This is a genomic window from Streptomyces sp. sk2.1 (genome assembly GCF_008120935.1).
Taxonomy (GTDB): Bacteria; Actinomycetota; Actinomycetes; order Streptomycetales; family Streptomycetaceae; genus Streptomyces.
Map to the genome: position 1 here is coordinate 1 of NZ_RDBO01000264.1, position 1,334 is coordinate 1,334.

General features: G+C 69.8%; 1 protein-coding gene. It reads right to left on the minus strand.

Annotated elements, in window-relative coordinates; all coding sequences use genetic code 11:
* The coding region (locus tag EAO76_RS43505; protein WP_148841714.1) for a type I polyketide synthase at positions 1 to 1,323 on the minus strand (1,323 nt) is incomplete at its 3' end.
* Positions 1,324 to 1,334 lie beyond the last annotated feature (11 nt).

The following is a 1,334-nucleotide window of genomic DNA, read 5'->3' on the forward strand; positions in this document are numbered from 1 at the left end:
CTCCACGAAGACGGTGTGACCATCGTCGAGGAGCCTGTTCAGGGCGCGGTCGAGACGGACGGGCTCGCGCAGGTTGCGGCACCAGTACGTACCGTCCAGGTCCGTGCCGTCGGAGACGTCTCCCGTCACCGTGGAGTAGAACGCGAGGTCGGCACGGTGCGGGGCCAGGTCCTCRAAACTCTTGGCGAGGGCGGGCAGGAGGGGGTCCATCTGGGCGTTGTGGGAGGCGTAGTCCACGTTGATCTTGCGGGCGTAGACCTCCTTCTCCTGGAGTTCGGCCACGATCCGTTCGATCGCGTCCGCCTCCCCGGAGATGATCGTGGACCCGGCGGTGTTGACCGCGGCGACGGACAACGCGTCGCCGTACGGGGCGAGGAACTCCTCCACCACCGCGACGGGGCGTTCGATGAGGGCCATGCCGCCCTGTCCGGCGCAGGCCAGGACGGCCTTGGAGCGCTGGGCGACGATCTGTGCGCCCTGCTCCAGGGTGAGAGCACCGCTCACCACCGCGGCSACCACCTCGCCCTGCGAGTGACCGACCACGGCCGTCGGTTCGACACCGAGGGACCGCCAGAGTGCGGACAGGGCCACACCCATCGCGAACAGCGCCGGCTGGACCACGTCCACCCGGTCGAACGGCGGGTTCTCGCCCTCCTCACCGGCCAGGACCTCCCGCACCGACCAGCCCGTGAACGGCCGCAGAGCGGCGTCACAGGCGTTCACGGTCTGTGCGAACACCTCGCTGGATTCCAGGAGTTCACGKCCCATGCCGACCCATTGCGAGCCCTGGCCGGGGTAGACGAAGACGACCTTCCCGCGGCGCTCGGCGCTGCCGGTGACGACCGCGTCATGGGCCCGCCCCTCGGCCAGTGCCTCCAGCGCYTCGACCAGCCCGGCCGCATCCGACGCAACGACGCTGGCCCGGGACTCGAAGTGCGAACGATGCCGGGCAGCCGTCACCGCCACATCCGCCACCCGCACACCCTCACCACGGGAGATCCAGGACGCCCAGCGCCCCGCCTGCTCCCGCAAAGCGGTCTCGTCACGCCCCGACACCACCACCGGCACCGCACCGCCGGAAACCTCCGCCACCTCCGCCTCTTCGACGACCGGCGGCTCCTCCACGATCACATGCGCGTTCGTACCGCTCAGCCCGAACGACGACACACCCGCACGGCGTACCCGGTTCTCGTCGCGTTCCCAGGGGCGGGCGTTCTGGAGCAGTTGGAGGCCGCTGGTCCCCCAGTCGATCAGCGGGCTGGGCTCCTGGGCATGCAGGGTCCTGGGAAGGGTCTCGTTCTGGAGTGCGAGGACCATCTTCATCACACCGATGA